Origin of the sequence: Bacillus sp. I-2, from assembly GCF_001974945.1 — a bacterium.
Classification (GTDB): domain Bacteria; phylum Bacillota; class Bacilli; order Bacillales; family Bacillaceae; genus Bacillus; species Bacillus safensis.
On record NZ_LZRW01000045.1, the window covers coordinates 133809 to 150058 of the forward strand.

The window sequence follows — 16250 nt, forward strand, 5'->3', positions numbered from 1 at the left end:
TATTTTAAAGCTTCATTGTTCGTAAAGCAAACATTTGATTCGACTTTTTCTGCTCTCGTTTCACTTTTTTCAAAAATTCCGCTGAATTCACATTTACCTTGTCTTCATGTATTCTATATGAATGAAGATATTGTATACCGGCTTTAGGAGGAAAAGTAATGGAACTGCTCTTTTTAGGAACAGGTGCAGGCATTCCTGCCAAAACAAGAAACGTCACTTGCACAGCGCTAAAGCTTTTAGAAGAAAGAAATGCAGTGTGGCTTTTTGATTGCGGAGAAGCAACGCAGCACCAAATCTTACATACAACGATTAAACCGAGAAAGATCGAGAAAATATTTATCACACATATGCACGGTGATCATGTATATGGCCTTCCGGGACTCCTTGGCAGCAGATCCTTTCAAGGCGGGGAGGGGGAATTGACGATCTATGGACCAAAGGGCATTAAAGCCTTTGTGAACGCAGCACTTTCAGCTACACAAACGCATTTGACATATCCGCTGCATATCATAGAAATAGATGAAGGGATCGTGTTTGAAGACGATACCTTTCAAGTAGAAGCAAGAAGAGTCTCTCACGGGATTCCAGCTTACGGCTATCGGGTTGTGGAAAAAGATATGCCTGGTTCATTAAAAGCCGAAGACCTAAAAGAAATCGGTGTAAAACCTGGACCATTGTATCAGAAGTTGAAAAATGGGGAAACCGTGACACTCGAAGATGGAAGAACCATTGATGGAACCGATTATTTGGAACCCCCTAAAAAAGGGAGAATCGTTGCATTTTCAGGAGATACCCGTTTGTGCGAGAATATAACAAGGCTTGCCAAAAATGCGGATGTGTTAGTCCATGAAGCAACATTCGGTAAAGAAGATGCAGATTTAGCCTACAATTATTATCACAGTACAACAGAACAAGCAGCGAAAACAGCACAGGAAGCAGGCGCAAAAAGGCTCATTTTGACCCATATAAGTGCACGTTACCAAGGAGAAGAGGCACTGAAACAACTGTTGAAAGAAGCCCGCGATATATTCCCGCTGACCGAAGCTGCACATGATTTCTCTTCTTTCCCCATTGAACGCACCCTGTAAAAATTGGATGAATCGTCAAAAAAAGTTGTGTGATTTTTTTGATATTTATGATGACGCTCTTTTTCAGGTAGTGGTAAAATGGTGAAGAAAAAACAAATGACGAATTAAACTATGAAGAATACGGGAGGCACAATCAAAAATGAGCGGTTTTACAGCATTAAGTGAAGCAGAATTGAATGACCTATATGTGGCACTACAAAATGAGTATGAAACTTACAAAAGTAAAAACTTGCACTTAGACATGTCTAGAGGGAAGCCTTCACCAAAACAGCTCGATTTGTCTATGGGCATGCTCGATGTTGTGACATCAAAGGATGCAATGACAGCTGAAGATGGCACAGATGTGCGAAACTATGGCGGCTTGACAGGCCTTCCTGAAACGAAGAAATTTTTTGCAGAAGTACTCAATTTAAAGCCAGAACAAATCATCATCGGCGGTAATTCAAGCCTGAATATGATGCATGATACCATTGCACGTGCGATGACTCACGGCGTATGTGACAGCAAAACACCTTGGGGAGAGCTGCCAAAGGTAAAATTCCTTGCACCAAGCCCAGGGTATGACCGTCATTTTGCCATTTGTGAGCTATTTAACATAGAGATGATCACGGTCGATATGAAGGCTGATGGACCTGATATGGATCAGGTAGAAAAATTGGTCGCAGAAGATGAAGCGATTAAAGGCATTTGGTGTGTACCGAAATATAGCAATCCAGACGGCATTACGTATTCAGATGAAGTCGTTGACCGCCTAGCTTCAATGAAAACAAAAGCAGACGACTTCCGCATTTTTTGGGATGATGCATATGCAGTCCACCATCTAACGGATACACCTGATACGTTAAAAGATATTTTTCAAGCAATTGAAGAGGCAGGATACCCGAACCGTGTGTTTATGTTTGCGTCTACGTCTAAAATTACATTCCCAGGCTCAGGTGTTGCACTGATGGCGTCTAGCCCTGACAATGTAAGCTTCACTCAAAAGCAATTATCGATTCAAACGATCGGACCAGACAAAATTAATCAACTAAGACATCTTCGATTCTTCCAAAATCCAGAAGGTTTGAAGGAACATATGAAAAAGCATGCGGCGATCATTAAGCCAAAATTTGATCTCGTTCTTTCCATTCTTGACGAAAAACTTGGCGGGAAAGACATTGCTGAATGGCACAAGCCAAATGGCGGATATTTCATTAGTTTAAATACACTTGATCATTGTGCAAAAGCTGTTGTGCAGAAAGCAAAAGAAGCAGGTGTCACAATGACAGGTGCAGGTGCAACATACCCATATGGAAAAGATCCGCTTGATCGTAACATTCGCATTGCACCAACATTCCCGGCTCTTGAAGAACTAGAGCAAGCGATTGACATCTTTACATTATGTGTTCAGCTTGTCAGTATTGAAAAGCTGCTTTCTAAAAAAAGTCAATCTGCTCCAACGGCATAAATAAAAGAAACTCCTTGACTCATAACGGGTCAAGGAGTTTTTTATTTTAATTAGCAGTTTGATAATAGGAGACAGGTTGTTTGGCTGCGCACCATACATCATAGATAGCAAGCTGCACAATATGCGGTTCATCATGATGAATATAGTGCGAGCTGTTTTGCGCCTGAATCCATCCGCTTTGGGATGACAAAGACAGCATGCGTTTATGAAGTCTGAGCCAAGCTTCATGAGCTGGGTGAAACAATCGACTCTTACCTGATGAAATGACAAGAAGCGGCATCATTCCATAATGGGTTTGCTCCTCTTTGATTGTGCTTAGCATTTGCTGAAAGTCCTCATGCGTACATTCTGCTGTAAACTGCGCCATATATGAAGTGCGTTCTTCCTTTGATAAAAGCGGCAGGATCACCTGCTCTTGCTCCTCACTTGCCGGGTCTAACAGCACCATACCGATGACATCATCTCCTCTGCGGCTTGCCCATAGCCGGCTGACAAGAGAGCCAAATGAGTGAGCGACAATAAGAAATGGCGGCTGAATATTGGCTTCTTTCAGCAGTGCATCTAAATCATCAGCGAGGTCATGCAAGGTTCTTCCTTCACCGCTTTCACTGCTCTTTCCAGTTCCTAAACGGTCGTATAAGAAAACCCCAAGCTCTGGGTCAATATCACGTGCCATATTTGACCACGTATCACTAGAAATGCCGTAGCCTGCTTCAAAGATAATCGTGGCTTGCCTTTTGCCTTGACGATGCTTTGTATAAAAGTGGTGTCCATCTATATGATACATTTTTTCAATCATTGCCGAATTCATTCTTCCATCTCCTCTAAGTGGTTCTTTAGCTAAAAGACGGCACAAAAGGCAGATATGTTTCTCTTAAAAACAAAAAAGATGCCTATTTCGAAAAATAGACACCTTTTTTCCTAAGAGCTTTTACCAAGCGCGATCATATTGACGCGGGCTTTCGATGGATGTACGGAGCTCTTGAGCAGCTGTTTTCGGGAAGTATGGATCCCGTAAAAATTCTCTGCCAATAAAGATCAAATCCGCACGCTGATTTTGTAAAATCTCCTCTGCCTGTACACCAGATGTAATCAGACCGACAGCTGCTGTTTGAATGCCGGCACCTTCTTTTATTTTCTCTGCGAATGTTACTTGGTAGCCGGGGAATGTGTTGATTTTCGCCTGCACGACAGCACCTGAGCTGACATCAATTAAGTCGACACCTTGCTCTTTGAGCCAAGTGGCAATCCCAATATAATCTGCAATATCAAGTCCTTTTGTCGTGTAATCAGAAGCTGACACACGGACAAATAAAGGTCCGTCCCATACGGCGTTGACTGCGTCTACGACTTCTCTTAAGAAACGATAACGGTTCTCTGGTGAACCGCCATAGTCGTCTGTTCGGTGGTTCGCCAGCGGTGAAAGAAATTCATTGATCAAATAGCCATGTGCACCATGAATTTCAATGATGTCAAAACCCGCTTTTTTTGCCCGTACAGCTGCATCCTGAAACGCCTGAACGGTATCTTTGATTTGATCAACAGACATCTCGACAGGGGTTTTAGATGTTTCATCAAATGGGATGCTTGATGGTGCAAGAATGTCTCCATCAAGTTCAGCCTTACGTCCTGCATGGGCTAGCTGGATGGCTGTCTTCGTTCCGTACGCTTTGATTTGTTCGTTTAATGAAGCGAATCCTTCGATGTGCTCATCGCTCCAAATACCGAGGTCTTGATCACTAATTCTTCCCTCAGGAGATACAGCACTTGCTTCCACCATGATGAGACCAGCCTGACCTTGTGCACGGGAAATATAATGTGTGAAGTGGAAAGGCTGTAATTTCCCATCACGGTCATAGGATGAATACATACACATCGGGGACATCACGATGCGGTTTTTCAGTGTAACACCTTTTAATGTCCAAGGTGAAAAGAGTTTTGTTTCCAAATACCTTCGCCTCCTCATGGAATTGTATAGCCGATTATAACAGCCATTCAAACTTTCGTCATAAAAGGTGCTCAAAGAATATAGCTTTTATACACGTTTTTGTATAATGGAGAGATAGAAACATCAAAGGGGGAGAACGGATGAAATGGCAAACTGAGAGTGAACTAAGGGAGCTCCTGACAGCTCTTATGCAGTATGAAAGCATATCAGGTACAACAGGAGAAGTCGCGTTAGCGGAATATTTATATTATTTGCTAAGGGAGCGGCCTTATTTTGAGCAGAACCCTGATCATTTGGCTTTGCATCCGATGAAAGATGGCCGGTATTATTTAACGGCACTTGTGAAGCGCAGTACGCTGCGGCGTACCGTGCTGCTTCTTAGTCACTTTGATGTAGTCGATACAGAAGATTATGGCGAATTTCAAAACATGGCATGCAAGCCTGAAGAGTTAATGGCTTCCTTTTCGCAAAAAAGTGAGCTTCTTCCAATGAGGGCAAGAGAGGACCTTGCTTCAGGCGACTGGCTGTTTGGAAGAGGGGCCATGGATATGAAAGCAGGTCTCTCCGTACAGCTTTCTATGCTGGAAAGAGCGATGACAGGAACATTTGATGGAAATGTCCTGCTCGTCACAGTTCCTGATGAAGAAGTGAATTCACAAGGAATGCTTGAGGCTGTGCCGAAATTAAAAGAGCTTAGAGAAAAACATGATCTTGACTATACCGCGTGTTTAAACAGTGAGCCGATGTTTGAAAAGTATCCAGGGGATGAACATCATTATATGTATACAGGCAGTATAGGAAAGGTATTAGCCGGATTTTTCTGTAAAGGGATTGAAACACATGTAGGAGAGCCTTTCTCAGGCTTAAATGCGAATTTTATGGTATCTGAACTAAACCGGCTGTTAGAGCTCAATAGTGATTATTGTGAGGAAGTAGATGGTGAAGTAACGCCGCCTCCAACGAACTTAATGCAAAAGGACTTGAAAGAAGCCTATTCCGTTCAAACACCTCACACAGCCGTATCTTTATTTAATGTGCTCATGATGAAACGTTCAAGTGAAGAACTGCACGGACTTCTCTATGAAACTGCGAAACAAGCAGCAGACCAAATCGAGGCCAATCTTCAGCAAAAAACAGCGGACTTTCAGCGCTTTAAACACTTTACTCCAATTGACACTCAGGTGACGGTTCTTACGTATCACGAGCTGTATCAAAAAGCCGCAGAACGCTCTGGTGAACAGGAAGTCGAGCGCATTGTCAACTATGCATTCGCCAACCGAGGTGAACTTGGAGATCGTGATTTTTCAACGAAAATTGTCTCGGAGCTGACGACGCTATGTAAGGAAGAAGGACCGCTGATTGTTCTATTTTATAGTCCGCCATTTTACCCTTCGGTGTCCTCAACAGAAGATCCGCATATTCAGAAGACATTCAAGAAGATTCAAAAAGAGGCAAAAGAGGTATATGGACTTGAAGTAGAGGAAGTGAAATATTTCCCGGGATTGTCTGATTTAAGTTACTTACAGCTCGAAAAGCAGGAAGTAGGTCATTATACAACCAATATGCCGCTTTACCAAAAAGGCTATTCTTTACCGCAAGGAGAAAAGGAAGCCCTTTACGTACCAGTCATCAACGTAGGTCCACTAGGAAAGGACCCGCACAAATGGACAGAACGGCTGCACGTCCCGTTCTCTTTTGGCATTTTGCCAGAACTACTAGAATCAACGATTCATGCTTTATTAGAGAAAAAATAAGTAGATGTAATGAAGAGCTCTATCTTGATGATAGGGCTTCTATTTAATAAATAGAAAATGATATTAAAGAAGACTTACATTTATTTGAAGGGGGAGAGAATTAAATGGAAACTGGGAAATTAACAAAAACAGACATCGTTACATCACTTCAGGAAAGTATGAGTGAACTAGAGAAGATAGTGAAGGCTTGTGATGATTACACACTGGATCAATCTTTAGGGGAGGGGAAGTGGTCAATTAAGCAGCTCGCCGGGCATTTGTATGACACAGAAGAAGTCTGGTCCGAGCGGATAGAGCAGGCGATATCAGATCATCACACGCCCTTTCAATCGTATGATCCTGAAATATACGTGAAAGAAAGAGCGTATGAATGGTATAACGCTGACGATATCAAAGCATTGATCAAACGGATGAAAGAGAGAAGAGACAACACGCTTCGGCTATTAGAAAAAGATATATGGGAACAATCAGGTCTGCATCCGGAAGAAGGAGTGATGACCGTCCAAGTATTAGCTGAAACCATCGCTTTACATGAACAACATCATCTGGATCAAATCAAATCCATCATGTCAATGAGGCAGTGAATAAGCACCTGGATCAAAACAGGTGCTTTTCAAATTCATTTATACGTGCTTGCTGAAAACATTTCGTTTAATTCTGCTGCGCGTTTAGTGGCTGTTTTGACACAATCGACAACGGCCTCTTCAAATTGATAGGCAGCCAGTGTGTTTAGGCCGGCTTCTGTTGTTCCGCCTTCACTTGTGATTTCCTTGCGCAGTTCGGCAGGCTCTTTTCCGCTGTCTTGAAGCATATTGGCGGCGCCTGCAATCATTTGGCAAATGAGTAATTTCGCAGTTGCTTGGTCCATTCCAAGTTCTGAAGCACCTCGCTCCATTCCTTCAATCAATTGATAAATGAAGGCTGGGCCGCTGCCTGCGATGGCTGTCACAGCATTTAGCTGCGATTCATCTAATACTGTGACATGCCCGATTGTTTCAAACAGCTCGACGGCTTTTTTCTTTTGCTCCTCTGTCACTTCATGACTTACGGCAATACCTGTTGCTGACTGCTGAATCGCCGCTGATGTATTTGGCATCGCACGAACGACTGCTGTCTTTCCGCCAGCATAGTGTTGAATCGTTTCAATGGAAATACCAGCTAAAATAGAAATGATCAGCTGTCCATGTAAATGAGGCTGGACTTCAGAAATTCCGCTTTCTGCATCCTTCGGTTTTAAGGCAAAAACGAGAATATCCGCTTCTTCATAAATAAAGGACCGAGCGAAATCCGTTTTGACCCCATAACGTACCTGTAATTCTTCTAATCGTTTTTCATTCGTTTTGTTTGTAACAATGATATCTTCATTCGACATCATTCCGCTTTTTAATAAACCTTTGATCATAGACTCTGCCATTGAGCCTGCACCGATAAATCCAATTTTACTCATAAGCTGCTCCTCCTTGTAGAAAATAAAAAAACCTCTCGCCTGAAAAGGACGAAAGGTTTTTCGCGGTACCACCCTCAATTAGCATGCAAACATGCATACTCAGCTCTAGTCCCTTAACGCGGGAAACGTTTAGGTTTGCCTAACAGCTCAAAGGGCAGGTTCAGCAAATAAGAGGATGGTGAAGTCTTTCAGCCGGCGGACCTCACTCTCTTGCATCGTTATTTTGCTTACTAATCCTTATCATCGCGCATCATATATTTGTTGTTCATTATGCAACGATGGACAAGTTTATGTCAATAGGGCAGTTTAAAAAATTGCCCATCTAAACCGCATGACAGTCTGCCTTTTGCAAGATACAATGAAGTAAGAAGGCTTAAGTCCCACAATCATGAGTCAAAAAGCAGGAGATGACGTATAAAAGTGAAAGAAGACATCATTCAATTATCCATCCCGACGCCGTTTGCCGTTGGGGATGTGTATGCATATGTATTAAAAGGAGAGGCCGTCACCTTAGTAGATTGCGGGCCGATGACAGAAGAGGCAGAGCATGCCTTTGTCACGCAATTAAAGGAACATCGTTTATCGATAGACGATATTGATCAAGTGGTGCTGACCCATCATCATGCAGATCATGTCGGTCTGTTAAATCTGATGAAACCTCATGTCCGTGTGATCGGACACCAGCTAAATGAGCCGTATATTAGTCAGGATCCAGTGTTTAAGCAGCGCCAAGTGGACTTTATGATTCCTTTTTTTCAGCAGTTAGGTGTCCCGCTTCGGCAAAATGAGTGTGAAAAAATGGTGAAGCAATCTTATACATATTCTTGTACTTCACATGTAGATGAGATCATAAAAGAAGGTGATCGTTTAAGCGGGCATGAACACTTCTTTGTGATGGAAACACCCGGACACGCACAGTCTCATCTTTCCTTTTTAGATGAAAGAACGGGGAATTTTATTGGCGGCGACCTGCTTTTGACGACCATTTCTTCAAATCCGTTAATGGAAGCACCGTATGAGGGCGAGGAACGTCAAAAATCACTGCTTCAATATAAAGCATCACTCAATCGGTTATTGCGTCTGCCAATCAAGACGATTTATCCAGGACACGGTCAGCTCATCACGTCCCACCATGAATTGATTGAAGAAAGATTTAAGAAACAAGAGAAACGGGCAAATACGATGTATCAGCTGCTTAAACAAAAAGAAATGACGGCCTTTCATCTTTGCCGCAAGCTATTTCCAGTGATGTATGAAGAGGCCTTGTTTTTAACGATGTCAGAGACAGTGGGGCAGCTGGATGTGCTCTTAGAGGCTGGGCAAATTGAAGAAGTGCAAAAAGACGGAATTGTCTATTACAGAGCAAACTAAGGAGTGAAACGCATGGGGCGATTGACAGGAAAAAGGATTTGGATTACAGGCGCATCTGGGGGCATTGGTGAAAAAATGGCGTACTTGGCAGCAGAAGAAGGTGCAGAGGTCATTATTTCAGCAAGACGAGTGGAAAAGCTTACTGGTGTGAAAGAAAAAATTATGAGCGCGGGCGGGGTGTGTCACATCGCTCAGCTTGATGTCAGCAAGCTTGACGACATTGATCGCGCGTATGAAGAAGTGGGGCCGGTCGATATTTTGGTCAACAATGCCGGCTTTGGCGTATTCGATCTCGTCGAAGATGCCTCCATAGAGGAAATGGTGTCGATGTTTGAGGTGAATGTGTTTGGCTTAATCGCCTGCACGAAAAAGGTCATCCCTGAGATGAAACAAAGAGGGCAGGGACATATTATCAATATCGCATCCCAGGCAGGAAAGATTGCGACACCCAAATCAGCGATTTATTCCGCATCAAAGCATGCCGTTCTTGGATTTTCAAACAGCCTCAGAATGGAGCTGGCAGACTCAGGCATTCACGTGACGACGGTCAACCCAGGACCGATTGCCACAGACTTTTTTACCATCGCTGACCGCAGCGGTGAATATGTGAAGAACGTTGATTTTATGATGCTGAGTGCGGACAAGGTGGCAGGGAAGGTCGTATCTGCCATGATGACGAAAAAGAGAGAGATTAATCTGCCCGGCTGGATGAACGCTGGCAGCAAATTGTATCAGTTATTCCCATTTTTATTTGAAAAAGCAGCACGAAAAGCGATGATGAAAAAGTAACAAAAAAGAAACCGGTTTTGAACTGGTTTCTTTTTTTGAGGTAAGGCTTCATTGTGACACTTTCTATATCCGTCTTGCCGCTTGCTGAAGCGGGTCCCATACACTGTTAAAAGGCGGTGCATAGCTAATATCTAAATCTTCAAGATCTGTTATGGTCAGCTCTTGGTAAAGGGCAGCCGCCACGATATCGATCCGTTTATCTACACCGTTTCTGCCGATGATTTGGGCACCAAGCAAGGTATGGTTATCGCTTCTGTAAATCAGTTTCACTTTCATTTTCTGCGCTTCTGGGTAATACTTCGCGTGATCTGTACTATCAATGGTGATGACGGAGAAAGGAATGTCCGCCTCTTTTGCTTCTTTTTCTGATAAGCCTGTTCGTCCCGCTGTCACGTCCATAAATTTCATGACGGCTGTTCCAGTCACGCCTTGAAACGCCCGGTTTGTCCCTGTCATATGAAAGCCTGCGATTCTCCCTTGTTTATTCGCCGTTGTGCCGAGCGGAATATAATCCAATGATTTTTTGATGCGGTGATAGGTTGCTGCGCAATCACCGGCAGCATAAATGTCTTTTATATTGGTTTGCATGTATTGATTTACTGCAATAGCGCCATTTTGAAGACGCTTGATTCCGGTATGATGTAAAAAGGAGGTTTGCGGAGTGATACCGATGGCCATGATGACCATATCTGTTTGAATGGTTTGTTTGTCTGTGATAACAGCTGTGACATGTGACTTGCCTTCTAATTGCTGTACCGTTTCTCCGAGCGATACGTGAATGCCCTTGGCGTCAGCCTCTTCTTTAAGGTGTTTTGCCATATCGGAGTCAAAGCCCGGGCCGAGTGCTGCTCCCCGCTGAATGATATGTACGTTTTTTCCGAGCGCTTTTAAATTTTCAGCCATTTCAAGGCCGATATATCCACCTCCAATGATCGTGACATGTGTGATGTCCTTTTCTAAATGTTCTAAAATGGACAGCGCATGCGGGATGGTTTTTAATACGTGTACGCCTTCTAATGGCTGGCTGTCTAAATTCAGAGTGACAGGGCTTGCTCCTGTCGCAATTAAGAGGCGGTCGTAGCTTTCTGTAAAGGGTTCCTTTGTTTTCGTATGATGACCCGACACTGTTTTCTGCTCTGGGTCAATGGAGGTCACTTCGTGTAAGCATCTGGCGTCAATTCCATATTTCTCACGAAAGGTTTCAGCACTGCGTGCGATCAGCTTTCTGTGATCATCAATGAGACCGCCGATCAAGTAGGGGAGTCCGCACTGTCCATATGAGAAAATCTCTCCTTTTTCAAAAGCAACAATGTATGCATCTGGATCCTCTCTATATATTTGCATAGCGCAGCTCATTCCAGCTGCGTCTCCGCCAATCATCACATATTTCATTTAGTGTGCTCCCTTCTATCTATCGTACTGAATACTCTTATTTACCCTCATATTCCTTTTTTTAATGCTTTTTTTTGCAAAACAAGCAAACTTTCGTTGAAAAATAAAGACAGCGCCTTCATTTTAAGCTACAATCGGATTATCGTCTTTTTTGGGTTACGAGTTTAGTGAAGATTGGTGGGAAAGACTTTGAGTGACACGCGACTAGATTTTAATACGCTATACACGCGCCATACGAGAGAGGCCTGGGCAGCTCTTGGAGAATATATGCCGGTATCTGTTTCTGAAGAAGAAGCGAGAGCGCTGCAAGGGTTAAATGACTATTTATCGCTTGAAGAAGTTCGAGATATTTACATACCGCTTATTCGTTTTCTGACATTACATGTCTTTGCAGAAAAACAAAAAAACCAGCATGTGAATGCCTTTTTAAACTACCCACATCATGCCAAGATTCCTTTTTTAATTGGGATTGCTGGAAGTGTAGCTGTCGGGAAAAGCACAACGGCTCGTATCATTGAAACGCTTTTATCGAGGCTTGGAGATGGGCTGAAGGTAAGTCTTGTAACAACAGATGGCTTTTTATATCCTCAAAAAGAATTAAAGGATCGAGGGCTGATGGAAAAGAAAGGCTTCCCGGAAAGCTATGATGTCAAAGCCCTGCTGTCTTTTTTGAATGAATTAAAATCAGGTAAACAAACTGTGCATGCCCCGGTATATTCGCATCTGACCTATGACCGGCTTGAAGGGGTGTATGAAACAGTAGAGGATGCGGATATTGTCATTATTGAAGGAATCAATGTACTCCAATCACCAGCGCTGGATGATTTGAAGGATGAACCACGTGTGTTTGTATCAGATTTCTTTGATTTTTCGATTTATGTAGACGCCGCTGAAACGCAAATTCAATCATGGTATAAAGAACGATTTCGTTTGCTAAGGGAAACAGCCTTCCAAGACCCTGAATCCTTCTTTCATCAATATAAAGATTTGACGGATGAAGAGGCAGATCAAATGGCAAGCACCATTTGGAATACCGTGAACCGCCCTAATTTATATCAAAATATTTTACCGACAAAATATCGAGCTGATCTCATTTTGAAAAAAGGGGATCAGCACAAGGTGGAAGAGATCGCCATCCGCCGGGTATAAATGAAAAACCGCTCAAACGAGAGAGCGGTTTTTTTAATGATCTCCACTTACTTTAACAGCTATGGCTGCTGCCGATCGCTTTTTTAGACGGTAATATCCAATGAGTAAGAATGGAACGCCTGCGATGGTGATCATTGACAAGACCGTAAAAATGGAGAGGGGATGGGCTGCGCCAAAATAGTCAATGCACAGTCCGCCGACAAATGGTCCGATGACACTGCCGAGCTGAGAAAATCCCATCGCCCCAAAGTACGATCCCTTCACTTCAGGCTTTGCAATATTGTCTACAAAAAGATCCATCATCGCAAACAGCAGAACCTCCCCAATCGTAAACACGACAATGATGAAAGCAAGCATGCCGAGACTTTGTGAAAAAGCAATGGCAAACAAACTGCCGGCAAGAAGAATATTCCCGGTGGTCAGCGACAAAATGGTGGAGTAGCGCTTCGCAATCATGATGAGCGGATATTGTACGACAATGACAACCACTGCATTTAAAGATAAAAGATATCCAAACAGTTTAGGACCATCCTCAATCATAGGTGACGCTGATAAGTATTGAGGCAGCGTTGAGCTTAAATGCGAATACCCGAACGAACATAAGGTAACGCCGATGAGGATGATGCTAAAGACCGTATCTTTTTGGATAATGGAAAGGGCTTTTTTGACGCTGATTTGTTTCGTACTTTCTGGAGCAGCAACTGGATGCTTCTGAAATTGCCAGGCCAGTGTTAATCCATATAACAAATAAATGAAGGCAGCGACAAGAAATGGAAATGTTGTTTTCGATGATCCTAGATATAAGCCAAGCAGCGGGCCGAAGATCACCCCGATATTAATGGCCGTATACCGTAAATTAAAAACAAACAACCGAATACTTGATGGGGTGACATCAGATAAGAGTGCCTTAGACGTCGGTTCAAACAGTGCCCGGCACAGTCCATTTAAAGCGTTCATGAGAAAGAAGACCCAAATGGCATCTGCAAACGCAAAGCCAACAAAGACAAGTGTCCAGCCGAAGATGGATAGAAGCATGACCTTTTTCCTGCCGATTCGGTCAGAAACATAGCCGCCGTAAAAACTCGCCACGATCCCAATAAGGGAGCTGACGGCAATGATTAACCCAGCTGAAGAAGCTGAAGCCCCTTTGACTTGTGTCAAATAAACGGCCAAAAAAGGAATGCTCATGGACGTCGCCATTCGGCCGAATATGGTGCCGATGATGATCGTCCAACTAAGTGGATGTAAAGTACGTAAATTATTTTTCATGATGTTTCTCCCCTGAGTGTTAAGATGTTCCAATCATACATGAAAAATTGTGCAAATTAAATACACAATTTGATGGAGGAGACATCCGCCATATGACAGAGGAGGCCAGAATAGCTCGCAAATTTGGAGAGCATGTTTTTTCTGCCGATGCTTCTATGTCTTTTAGATCTTCTGATTCGTATGGTCACTTAAAGACAATTTAATCAAGATCAATCGCGACAATTTGCTGCAAGGACAGGTGGAGAACATCTTCATCATTGACGATTTTTATGCGCCGGGTTTCATAATGAATGGCTTTCACCCAGCCCCAAAACTGCTGTTTCATACCTGCTGCAGCATATGTCACGCAAATCGCTTGGTCCTCTGTAATCGACTGTGTGATCAAAAAATTCATTTCCTCTAGCTGATCAGTGCTCAGCGAAGGAGGCGTGTATTCTTTTTTCTTTCGTTTTTGAGCAAGCAGCTGTTCACGGTGCTCTGGGAGCATCATTCGGCTTGATTCCCACATGATGTTGTATCCAGGTGTTAATTTATTGGGATTCATGGCTGTTCGCCTCCGTTATTTGTAATGTCCACCAATTTTTTCGGCGCGGTGATACGCCTGCCCTGCGCTTGTTAGTGACGAGGCGTGCAAGAGTGCAGCAGGTCCATACTTCATATGGATCGCATCAAATACTTTGCTGAGTCTGTCTTTTTTGAAATGGTGATCAAATAAACTCAGCTGATAGTGGCTGTCAGGCTGCAGCTGCGAGAGAGTAATGCCTACACTGCGAATGGGCTCGCCGTCCCAGTGCTGCTGGCATAGCTGAATGGCTGCGTCTGCAATATCTCTCCCGTACTGTGTGGGTGAATGGAGCTTGATTTGTCTATGAAATCCAGTCGGATGAGAAAAATCAGCGCCTCTTATGCCAACAGCCACCGTTTGTCCAACATAATGCTTAAAGCGCGCACGTCTTGCCACTTCTTCACTCAATTCAAGAATGGCGACTTTGATGTCCTCAAAAGACGCATAATCATGGGGAAGGGTCATATGATGCCCAACCGCTTTTTGCTGATCATGTGTGTGAAGAGTGACCGGGGAGGGATCGTGTCCTAAAGCTGTTCGCTGCAGAAGCTCCCCGTTGATTCCCCAGCGTTTTTTTAGCCGGTCTAACGGATAAGCAGCAAGTGTCCCGATGGTACTGATGCCCATTCGTTTTAAATGATGCTCCATCCGTTTGCCGACACCAAATAATTTTCCAATCGGAAGCGGCCATAAATCATCCGCAACCCGGTCTGCACGAAGTTCATAGATGCCAGATTTGTTTTTTTTAGCAAAATGATCACAGGCCATTTTAGCGAGCACTTTATTAGGACCAATGCCAACACGTGCGTAAATGCCTGTCTGGTTCATAATGGTCGTTTGTATATTTTGAGCGATCTCGCGGGGCGAACCGAGTAGTGTCACACTTCCCGTAATATCGAGAAACTGTTCATCAATTGAATAGGGTTCGACAAGATCCGTGTATTGTTCAAGCAGTTCTGTCATCATGACAGAGACATCAAGGTAGCGCTGCATACGTGGACGTACGACGACGGCTTCAGGGCATTTCTCCTGTGCTTCCCATAATCTTGATGCATTTTGTACGCCCCGTTTTTTAGCGAGCGGGCAGGCCGCAAGTACGACCCCGCTCCGTCGCTCGGGATCTCCTGAGACGATGAGCGGCACATCCTTCAAATGGGGAGCCTCCACTTTTTCGACTGACGCATAAAACGACTGCATATCCACAAGCAGAATGGCTCGTTCATTCATGATTTTCACCTCTTAGAACGTATGTTCTGTATACATTTTAACCGCCCGAAGGTGAAATTGATACTGGTAAATCATTCAAAGAGAAGAGTGTAAATCCATACAAAAAAGACGAAGTGTCTCCACTTCGTCTCATCTGGGGAAAATGAGTCGTTTTAAGCATGTGCCAAGTTGTTGGATGTTTGGAGCGGCTCAGAACGCAAACGATAGGCCGTTAGTTTTTTCTTAGGCTTATGGGTAAACTGCCGCACCACATCCACGTGGTCATCGTAATGATACAGATAAAGGGTTACATCATGCTTGCCAAGCTTTGTTTGCATGGTAAGCGGCGCCGGCCCTTCCTGCGGATGAAGAAAACGCTCTTCGTCACCAGGATAAATATAATAGCGTTCAATAAAGATCGCATCATTAAAATGTTGAATAATTTCGGATGTTTGCTGATCATCGAGTGGACGTCCTTGAAACGTCATCGTTGTTTGATCACTTGTTACTTTTGCATGCACCGCATAACGACTAAAAAGGCGTTCAACAACACCCGAAGGCAGCGAAGTGACAAGCAGCTTTAAAAGACTAAACACAACAAGTGAAGTAACAATCCAAACCAATATCATCATCTCCAATAAACGTTTGTTCCATTTCCTATATGATCCATCTTAACATAACAAAAGAATAAAACTTTCGCACAAAAAGTGAACTTTTTGAAATAAGTGTGAAGATTTTAAAGGAGATGACAGCGAAAGAACGAAGAACCAACAAAGCTGAAGGGAAAAAAGGCTGATACATCACCTTTACAAACAATTGATCAGA

General features: G+C 43.4%; 15 protein-coding genes and 1 other annotated feature. Of the genes, 7 read left to right on the plus strand and 8 right to left on the minus strand.

Features of this window, described 5'->3' with window-relative positions; all coding sequences use genetic code 11:
• The first annotated feature begins 158 nt into the window (after window positions 1-158).
• Window positions 159-1088, plus strand: a complete 930-nt coding sequence (rnz, locus tag BAE31_RS17100) for a ribonuclease Z (RefSeq protein ID WP_076840988.1) — start codon at window positions 159-161, stop codon at window positions 1086-1088.
• A gap of 139 nt (window positions 1089-1227) precedes the next feature.
• Window positions 1228-2535 carry an aspartate aminotransferase type Ic gene (locus BAE31_RS17105; RefSeq protein WP_076840989.1) on the plus strand — a complete coding sequence of 436 codons (1308 nt, stop codon included), beginning with the start codon at window positions 1228-1230 and terminating at the stop codon, window positions 2533-2535.
• A 46-nt stretch (window positions 2536-2581) separates the two neighbouring features.
• Here BAE31_RS17105 and BAE31_RS17110 read toward each other — a convergent pair whose 3' ends face one another.
• Together BAE31_RS17110 and namA are read right to left on the minus strand one after the other, a co-directional pair.
• A complete protein-coding gene (locus BAE31_RS17110; RefSeq protein WP_041109719.1) occupies window positions 2582-3346 on the minus strand; it encodes an alpha/beta fold hydrolase in 765 nt (254 codons plus the stop codon).
• Window positions 3347-3466: 120 nt separating this feature from the next.
• Window positions 3467-4483: an NADPH dehydrogenase NamA gene (gene namA / locus BAE31_RS17115; protein WP_080708051.1), complete on the minus strand. Its 1017-nt coding sequence runs from the start codon at window positions 4481-4483 to the stop codon at window positions 3467-3469.
• A 140-nt stretch (window positions 4484-4623) separates the two neighbouring features.
• Between namA and BAE31_RS17120 the strand changes: the two genes are divergently transcribed.
• Together BAE31_RS17120 and BAE31_RS17125 are read left to right on the plus strand one after the other, a co-directional pair.
• Entirely contained in the window at window positions 4624-6237 is a 1614-nt protein-coding gene (locus BAE31_RS17120; protein ID WP_076840990.1) for a M20/M25/M40 family metallo-hydrolase, read from the plus strand.
• Between the two features lie 104 nt (window positions 6238-6341).
• The gene (locus BAE31_RS17125; protein WP_076840991.1) at window positions 6342-6821 is read left to right on the plus strand and encodes a DinB family protein; all 480 of its coding nucleotides are present in this window, start codon (window positions 6342-6344) and stop codon (window positions 6819-6821) included.
• A 35-nt stretch (window positions 6822-6856) separates the two neighbouring features.
• Here BAE31_RS17125 and proC read toward each other — a convergent pair whose 3' ends face one another.
• Window positions 6857-7684 carry a pyrroline-5-carboxylate reductase gene (gene proC / locus BAE31_RS17130; protein ID WP_076840992.1) on the minus strand — a complete coding sequence of 276 codons (828 nt, stop codon included), beginning with the start codon at window positions 7682-7684 and terminating at the stop codon, window positions 6857-6859.
• A 41-nt stretch (window positions 7685-7725) separates the two neighbouring features.
• Window positions 7726-7937: a binding site (T-box leader), on the minus strand.
• Between the two features lie 167 nt (window positions 7938-8104).
• On the opposite strand from proC, the gene BAE31_RS17135 reads away from it, so the two are divergent.
• Both BAE31_RS17135 and BAE31_RS17140 read left to right on the plus strand, forming a co-directional pair.
• Complete coding sequence (locus BAE31_RS17135) at window positions 8105-9055, plus strand: MBL fold metallo-hydrolase (protein ID WP_076840993.1); 951 nt, start codon at window positions 8105-8107, stop codon at window positions 9053-9055.
• Between the two features lie 12 nt (window positions 9056-9067).
• Window positions 9068-9844, plus strand: a complete 777-nt coding sequence (locus tag BAE31_RS17140; protein WP_076840994.1) for an SDR family NAD(P)-dependent oxidoreductase — start codon at window positions 9068-9070, stop codon at window positions 9842-9844.
• Window positions 9845-9907: 63 nt separating this feature from the next.
• Here the strand turns inward: BAE31_RS17140 and BAE31_RS17145 are convergent, their stop codons facing one another.
• Window positions 9908-11236: a CoA-disulfide reductase gene (locus BAE31_RS17145; protein WP_041109700.1), complete on the minus strand. Its 1329-nt coding sequence runs from the start codon at window positions 11234-11236 to the stop codon at window positions 9908-9910.
• A gap of 189 nt (window positions 11237-11425) precedes the next feature.
• On the opposite strand from BAE31_RS17145, the gene coaA reads away from it, so the two are divergent.
• The gene (gene coaA, locus BAE31_RS17150) at window positions 11426-12385 is read left to right on the plus strand and encodes a type I pantothenate kinase (protein WP_024428044.1); all 960 of its coding nucleotides are present in this window, start codon (window positions 11426-11428) and stop codon (window positions 12383-12385) included.
• A gap of 33 nt (window positions 12386-12418) precedes the next feature.
• Here the strand turns inward: coaA and BAE31_RS17155 are convergent, their stop codons facing one another.
• The 4 genes from BAE31_RS17155 to BAE31_RS17170 form a co-directional block, all read right to left on the minus strand.
• Window positions 12419-13654: an MDR family MFS transporter gene (locus tag BAE31_RS17155; protein WP_024428045.1), complete on the minus strand. Its 1236-nt coding sequence runs from the start codon at window positions 13652-13654 to the stop codon at window positions 12419-12421.
• Window positions 13655-13853: 199 nt separating this feature from the next.
• Complete coding sequence (locus tag BAE31_RS17160) at window positions 13854-14198, minus strand: YolD-like family protein (protein ID WP_041109698.1); 345 nt, start codon at window positions 14196-14198, stop codon at window positions 13854-13856.
• A 15-nt stretch (window positions 14199-14213) separates the two neighbouring features.
• Complete coding sequence (locus BAE31_RS17165; RefSeq protein WP_041109696.1) at window positions 14214-15446, minus strand: DNA polymerase IV; 1233 nt, start codon at window positions 15444-15446, stop codon at window positions 14214-14216.
• Between the two features lie 152 nt (window positions 15447-15598).
• Window positions 15599-16048 (minus strand): YfmQ family protein, encoded by a 450-nt coding sequence (locus tag BAE31_RS17170; RefSeq protein WP_024422888.1) that lies wholly within the window; start codon window positions 16046-16048, stop codon window positions 15599-15601.
• Between the last annotated feature and the right edge of the window lie 202 nt (window positions 16049-16250).

Bases quoted from the DNA above. Each gene is read 5' to 3' on its own strand.
- rnz (WP_076840988.1), top strand. From the start codon at position 159: ATGGAACTGCTCTTTTTAGGAACAGGTGCAGGCATTCCTGCCAAAACA.
- BAE31_RS17105 (WP_076840989.1), top strand. From the start codon at position 1,228: ATGAGCGGTTTTACAGCATTAAGTGAAGCAGAATTGAATGACCTATAT.
- BAE31_RS17110 (WP_041109719.1), bottom strand. From the start codon at position 3,346: ATGAATTCGGCAATGATTGAAAAAATGTATCATATAGATGGACACCAC.
- BAE31_RS17120 (WP_076840990.1), top strand. From the start codon at position 4,624: ATGAAATGGCAAACTGAGAGTGAACTAAGGGAGCTCCTGACAGCTCTT.
- BAE31_RS17125 (WP_076840991.1), top strand. From the start codon at position 6,342: ATGGAAACTGGGAAATTAACAAAAACAGACATCGTTACATCACTTCAG.
- proC (WP_076840992.1), bottom strand. From the start codon at position 7,684: ATGAGTAAAATTGGATTTATCGGTGCAGGCTCAATGGCAGAGTCTATG.
- BAE31_RS17140 (WP_076840994.1), top strand. From the start codon at position 9,068: ATGGGGCGATTGACAGGAAAAAGGATTTGGATTACAGGCGCATCTGGG.
- BAE31_RS17145 (WP_041109700.1), bottom strand. From the start codon at position 11,236: ATGAAATATGTGATGATTGGCGGAGACGCAGCTGGAATGAGCTGCGCT.
- BAE31_RS17155 (WP_024428045.1), bottom strand. From the start codon at position 13,654: ATGAAAAATAATTTACGTACTTTACATCCACTTAGTTGGACGATCATC.
- BAE31_RS17160 (WP_041109698.1), bottom strand. From the start codon at position 14,198: ATGAATCCCAATAAATTAACACCTGGATACAACATCATGTGGGAATCA.
- BAE31_RS17165 (WP_041109696.1), bottom strand. From the start codon at position 15,446: ATGAATGAACGAGCCATTCTGCTTGTGGATATGCAGTCGTTTTATGCG.